Consider the following 6264-nt stretch of genomic DNA (forward strand, 5'->3'; position numbering starts at 1 on the left):
TTGGGGCTACAGCGTCACTCGCATCCCATCATACGCGACCTGCATCCCGAACGTGCCGGCCAGATCCTGGAACGCCTCGTAGGGAAGCACGCCGTTGTGCGAGAAGTGGGTGATGATGCCGGGCGCGTCCTCGACCAGCGTGCCCTGCGCCTGTAAACGGTCACGAAGCGCGACGGCCGAAGGCAGATCCAGATGGTATGGCCACTTCGGATCCCGCTTGTTTGCCCCGAAGGTGCATTCCACCAGCACTCCGTCGAGGCGCACCGTTTTCAGGAACTCCCACGTCTCCTCGTCATAGTAGCCGGTGTCCCATGCGCACAGCAGGGACTTCCCGTCGCGCGTGATGATGTAATTCAGCGTTTCCTCGCCATCCGTTTTGTGGTGGCTCGGGACGGGAACAGCGGTCGCGTTCGGCAGCTGAATCGGTACGAATGGGGGAGCAGGATGAAGGCGCACGTCCTCATGTTCGTCCAGGGTCGACTGGATGGACGCGCGGACGCCTTCATTGCCGTAAACGTCGAGACCATTGGCCTTGCGATGGTTGGCGAAGACGGGGCGGACGTATTCCAGTTCCTGCGGCACGCAGTGGTCCGAGTGGCTGTGCGTGTAGAGCAGGGTCGAAAGCGCCGACCAGTCGAGGCCGAAGCGGTGGACCGCGTAGAGGCAGTCAGGGCCTAGGTCGATCACAATGTCCGGCGGCAGATATAGCGACTGCCTTGCCCGGATGTCCTTGCCTCCGGCGATACGCGCGCTTTGACACGCATCACAACCGCAGAACAACGCCGGGATCCCCTCAGCGGCCGACGTGCCCAGGATGATGGCTTCCATACTACCTCTTTCCAGTGGTGAAATTGTTATCTTGAAGATAGGAACGCGGTTCACATCGTGACAACCGTGTGAACCGTTGACCGCGTCTGCGAGTTTGCGTATAATAAGCATCAACTATTACAGCCATAACGCCATAGTGGAGGTCCGGATGAATTCTCTTGCCCTTGTTGCGGTTTCAATTTGCGTGCTGGCTCTTGGCTACAGGTATTACGCCGCCTGGGTGGCGGCGAAGGTTCTCGTGCTCGAGCCGGACCGCGTGACGCCGGCCCATCAGTTCCGGAACGGTCGCGATTATCACCCAACTAACAGGTTCGTGCTATTCGGGCACCATTTCGCCGCGATCGCGGGCGCCGGGCCGCTTATCGGGCCCGTGCTGGCGGCGCAGTTCGGCTGGGGTCCGTGCGCCCTCTGGATCCTCGTGGGAGCGGTGTTTGCCGGGGCAATTCAGGACTTGCTCATCCTCTGGGCTTCCGTGCGGCAGCGCGGCGAAGGCCTTGGACAGATTGCCCGCGAACAGGTGGGCCCCGTCAGCGGTTGGGCCACCGCGGTGGGCATCCTGTTCATCATGGTCGTCGCGCTGGCTGGGCTTGGCCTCGTTGTGGTGAACGCTCTTAAGGGTTCACCGTGGGGTACCTTCACCATCGCGGCGACGATCCCCATCGCGCTCCTCATGGGACAGTGGATTCACCGCTGGCGCCCCGGCGACGTGAAAGGGGCGAGCATCTTTGGCGTCACCCTGCTCCTCGGCGCGCTCCTCGGTGGGAATTGGGTCGCGCACAGCCAGTACGCTCGTTTGTTCACGTATTCCTCCGAGGCTCTGTGTGTTATCCTCCCGGCGTACGGCTTTATCGCCGCCGTGCTGCCTGTGTGGATGTTGCTCTGCCCGCGGGACTACCTCAGCACATATATGAAACTCGGTGTTGTGGGACTGCTTGCTGTGGGTGTGCTCCTGATTCACCCGACGATGCACATGCCGATGGTAACGCAATATGTGCATGGTGGGGGGCCGATCTTCCCCGGACCTGTCTGGCCGTACGTTAGCCTGATCATCATGTGCGGCGCCATCTCCGGATTCCATGCCCTCATCGCCAGCGGAACGACGCCCAAGATGATCTCCTCGGAGCGCGAAATCGTCGGCATATCGTACGGCGCAATGGTCGTTGAGGGCTTCGTTGCGATCCTGGCCCTGGTAGCGGCCTGCTCGCTGCAACCGGGCGACTACTACCACATCAACATCGACCCGAAGTCCTACCAATCGGCCGCTTACAGCGCCTCCGCGCTCGTCGGTAAATACGGGCCGGCGTTCCAGGCGCATGACCTTGGTAACCTCAGCAAGATGGTCGGCGAAAACGTCGGGGGGCGTCCCGGCGGAGGCGTGACGCTCGCCGTCGGTATGGCGTCTGTGTTCAGCAAGCTGCCATTCATGGGCACGCTGATGGCTTTCTGGTATCACTTCGCCATCGTGTTCGAGGCGATGTTCATCCTGACCACCATCGATACCGGTACGCGCGTGGCCCGGTTCATCATCCAGGAGCTCATCGGCGCGCTGTATAAGCCCGCCGGCCGTACGAACTGGCTGCCGGGCATCTTGTTCTCCAGCGCGCTGATCTCGCTGGGGTGGGGGTATCTCGTCTATTTCAACGGGATCAGCACGATCTGGCCCATGTTTGGCGTAGCCAATCAGCTCCTTGGCGTTCTGAGCCTCGCTATCGGCACGACCCTGCTCCTGCGATATTCGCCGCGCCGTCTCCATGCGTTGGTGGCGTTCCTTCCGCTGTGCTTCCTGAGCGTCACGGTCATCTACGCCGGGATATTGAACATCGACGGCTACATCGCCAAGGGGTTGCTGGTACCCGAGGTCCTGACAGTCGCGATGCTAGCGCTGGTTTGCGTCGTGCTGGTGGACTCGGTTCTGCGGTGGTACGGCCTCGTGCGGGCGCCTCGCAGGGCGCCGCTGCCGGTGTTGGGAAGGGAGATTGCCGCTGATATGGCGTCCTTACGCCAGCCCGTCGCGGAATCTGTTTGAACGGTTGGACGGCGCAGGGGTATCCTATCCATGGTTTGGCCCGGAATCGCCGGCGCACCCATTCCAACGCGAAAGGCATACCCTTGCGACGATTATCGTTAATTCTCTTCAGCGTGCTGATTGCCCTGCCGGCCATGGCCCAGCAGCGGAAGATGAAACTGGATTCCCTCGGCTTGCCGCCCTATCCGGGTGTCACCAACGTGGGGCATATCAGCCTCCCGTTGAAGGACATCCTCAAGCCGAAGCCGGGCGAACACCCGACCGGGCCCGCACTCACCGACCTCGCCATTCAGACCTACCGCACGCCGCTGACCACTTCCGTTGATTCCATCTGTGCGTTTTACCTGAAATACGCCCAGCAGCTCGGTTGGCGCTTGCTGGACGATATCCCCGATGGCGTTCTCAACCGCAGCCTCGTTTTCTGGAGCCCACTGGCGCCTGGATACCTGACGGTTGAAGTCCTTCCCGGCCCGGATAACACGCGTCAGATTGACCTGACGCGTCTGCTGGGTGATGTCGATCCGATGCGCCCCGGAGAAGTCGTCAAATTGACCGGCAAGCGGATCCGCGAACAGCACGTCGAAATCACTTATATGGGGCAGTTTCAGAACATCAAGACCGGCAAGGTAGCCCGCCAGACTTTGACCGCGGTCGAAGAGCGGTCCGAGTCCGGGCTTCCGGCGACGGCCGCGTTGCGCATTGCCCCTAAGGACGAAACCTATCTTGCGGTGATCAAGGTGAAGGACTCTACGAAACACATGGTTTCGGCCGATGCGTACACCACGAACAACACGCTCGTGGCCCATGGAGAGTCGCCGACGCCTACGGGATCCCTGACAATGCTGGGACGGGTCCGCGCCACCCAGGGGCTCGCTCTGAGGGTCGTCGTCATGGGCTGGCAGGTCCTTCCGGCCACACCCATTGCGCCAAAACCGGCCCCGCAGCCGGTAAAGAAGGCATCGACGGCGAAGTTTGCTTCAACGGCGAAGCCTGGCAGCGCGACGCGCAAACCTGCGCAGCCGGTGAAGCCGGCTCCGACGGCGGTCCCGGCGCCCTTTCAACCCGGCGCGGCGGGCTCCGGGACTCCGGCGCCGCTCCCGGTCGCGCCGTCACTGCCTCCGCCGACTCCGGTGGCCCTGACGGAATGGTATGGCCTGCGACCACCGCTGACAGCCATCCTGGAAGCGCGCCGCGGACCGTCCACGACGAAGACCGATTCGGTGGTGATAGAGAAGGACGTGGAACTCGGATCGACCTGCGACGAACGCAAGACGCAGACCGTCCCCTGGCGCATCGACACAACGGATCAGTTCACGTTCTCGCCGGACCTTTTCGGCATCTCCCTTCAGCGCGGGCAGGTGGGCACCAAGACCGGCACGCAGACGGTGGAGTTTCCATTGCGCTCGGGTACCAGCAACACCTATACCGTGACGCAGGCGAAGGCAACGACTACAACCGAGGTGTCCATTGGGTACGCGTTCAATGGGCAATGGGTCTCGCTGCCGGGCAAGAGGGAGAATCCAACGAAGACGACATACGTTGTGACGAACGCCACCCAGCCGGTGATTACCAGGAAATCTACGGGGGTTTGCCCCGCCAAATAGCGGTCGGACGTTAGGGGGGCGCCCGCTTAGCCGCCCCACCGAGGTTCAGTCTCCCGTCACCCGGATGCTCGTCGGCGGATCGGCCGGCTCGGAGAGTTTGGGGCACGTGATGACGAGAAAGCCGTCTTTGTAATTCGCCGTCACGTTCTCCCGGTCGAGGGGCACGTTCGGAAGCAGGATGTCCCTCTGGAAACGGCCGAAGTACACTTCCAGCTGGTGACACCTGCGCCGCCCGGTAGAGGCATCCTCGGGCTCGGGCCGATCCCCGCTCACCGTCAGCACGCGGTTGTCCGCCGCCAGTGTCACCCGCGTGTGCGCGAGGTTAACCCCGGCGGCCTCAACGCGGACCCAGATGCAGTCATCGCTTTCGCAGATGTCGACATTGGGCTGCCACATCCTGGCGGGAACACCTGTGCCCAGCATTGTACCGAACGCTTCTTGCTGGAAGCGCTGCATTTCGCGCTCCATCTCACGGATCATATCTTCATATCGCTTGAACATAGCACTGACCAGTATACAACCCCGCGGCGCCATGGTTCCATGCGGGGGCAGAGGTGCAGGGGCCGGGGGCCGAGAAAGACACCTGGGCCAAACGCCATCCACTAAACCTTCACAGGTCCCCCTGCTTTGGCGGATGCCCGCAACGCATCGAGAACGGCGGCGCTGGATACTCCGTCCTCTCCCGGCCACAGCGGTCTGGAGGCATCCCGGACGCACGCGTTGAAATGGGCGATCTCGTCCACGTACTGATCGCCGAGGGGGATGCGTTCTTCCCTTCCGGGCTTTCCCGCGGCATGAACGGTGATGAGCACCGGCTCGTCACGGCAGATGAACGGGAGGTTCAACGAGATCTCCCCTGCCTCACCTTTGACGGTCAGAGATTGTTCGTAAGCCGCCTCGAAGGAACAGCGGAACGTCGCCGTGCCCTTCTCGAAATGAAGCGTGCCCTCGAAGCTCGAATCGACGCCGACGCCGTGGCTGTCTGTCGATACGCCCTCGACGCGAACCGGCTCGGAGCCGAACACGAGCCGCGCCGCGTTAACAGGGTAGCAGCCGACATCGGCGAGGGCCCCGCCGGCAAGCGCCGGGTCCCAGCGGAAATTCGCAGCGTCATCCAGCGTGAAGCAGAACGATCCGGATAAATGCGTGACCGCGCCGATGGCTCCCTCGGCAATGAGCTCCACGATGCGCTTCCATCGCGCGTGGTGGCGGATCATGAACGCCTCCATCACGCGAACTCCGCGTGAAGCCACCGCATCCGCCACGCGGCGCCCGTCCTCGGCGGAGGGCCATGCCGGCTTCTCCACGAGAACGTGCTTGCCCGCCGCGATTGCCTCCAGCGCCCAGACCGCATGGAGGCCATTGGGGAGCGGGATATATACGGCCTCGACGGCGGGATCGGCCAGCAGGGCTTCGTACGAACCGTACGCCGTCTCGAAACCGAACTTTGCGGCGGCCGAGCGAGCCCGGTCGAGGTCGCGGCTGGCGATAGCGACGCCTTCCACGCCCGGCGTCTGGGTGAATGACGGCAGCCATCGATTGAGCGCAAACCGGGCGGTGCCAAGCACGCCCCAACGAACCGGATCGGACATTGAACTCGCTCCTGAAGGTGGTATGCCCTCATTATAGGGCTCACTCTGTCCTGGCGTCCCCGCTGCGCCCGCTCGTATTGCATCATCTAGGAATCTTACTTTGGGGTCTTGGTTGCCTCATTTGGGAATCTTACTTTACGTGATCGCAATTCGGCCTGTAGTTTCTTGATGTTCCTGGTGATCTCGGCCGGGTTGAGGGTGTCGTAGACAGCGG

General features: G+C 62.4%; 5 protein-coding genes. 2 read left to right on the forward strand and 3 right to left on the reverse strand.

Features of this window, described 5'->3' with window-relative positions; genetic code table 11:
• Positions 1-6: 6 nt before the first annotated feature.
• Positions 7-828 (reverse strand): MBL fold metallo-hydrolase, encoded by an 822-nt coding sequence (locus VGM51_03650; protein HEY3412135.1) that lies wholly within the window; start codon positions 826-828, stop codon positions 7-9.
• A 148-nt stretch (positions 829-976) separates the two neighbouring features.
• Between VGM51_03650 and VGM51_03655 the strand changes: the two genes are divergently transcribed.
• Entirely contained in the window at positions 977-2854 is a 1878-nt protein-coding gene (locus tag VGM51_03655; protein ID HEY3412136.1) for a carbon starvation protein A, read from the forward strand.
• Between the two features lie 83 nt (positions 2855-2937).
• Complete coding sequence (locus tag VGM51_03660) at positions 2938-4458, forward strand: hypothetical protein (protein HEY3412137.1); 1521 nt, start codon at positions 2938-2940, stop codon at positions 4456-4458.
• Between the two features lie 45 nt (positions 4459-4503).
• On the opposite strand, the gene VGM51_03665 is transcribed toward VGM51_03660, so the two are convergent.
• Together VGM51_03665 and VGM51_03670 are read right to left on the reverse strand one after the other, a co-directional pair.
• Positions 4504-4959, reverse strand: a complete 456-nt coding sequence (locus VGM51_03665) for an Hsp20/alpha crystallin family protein (protein HEY3412138.1) — start codon at positions 4957-4959, stop codon at positions 4504-4506.
• Positions 4960-5060: 101 nt separating this feature from the next.
• Positions 5061-6050 (reverse strand): Gfo/Idh/MocA family oxidoreductase, encoded by a 990-nt coding sequence (locus VGM51_03670; GenBank protein HEY3412139.1) that lies wholly within the window; start codon positions 6048-6050, stop codon positions 5061-5063.
• Positions 6051-6264 lie beyond the last annotated feature (214 nt).

The sequence above is a fragment of the Armatimonadota bacterium genome, from assembly GCA_036504095.1.
Taxonomy (GTDB): domain Bacteria; phylum Armatimonadota; class DTGP01; order JAKQQT01; family JAKQQT01; genus DASXUL01.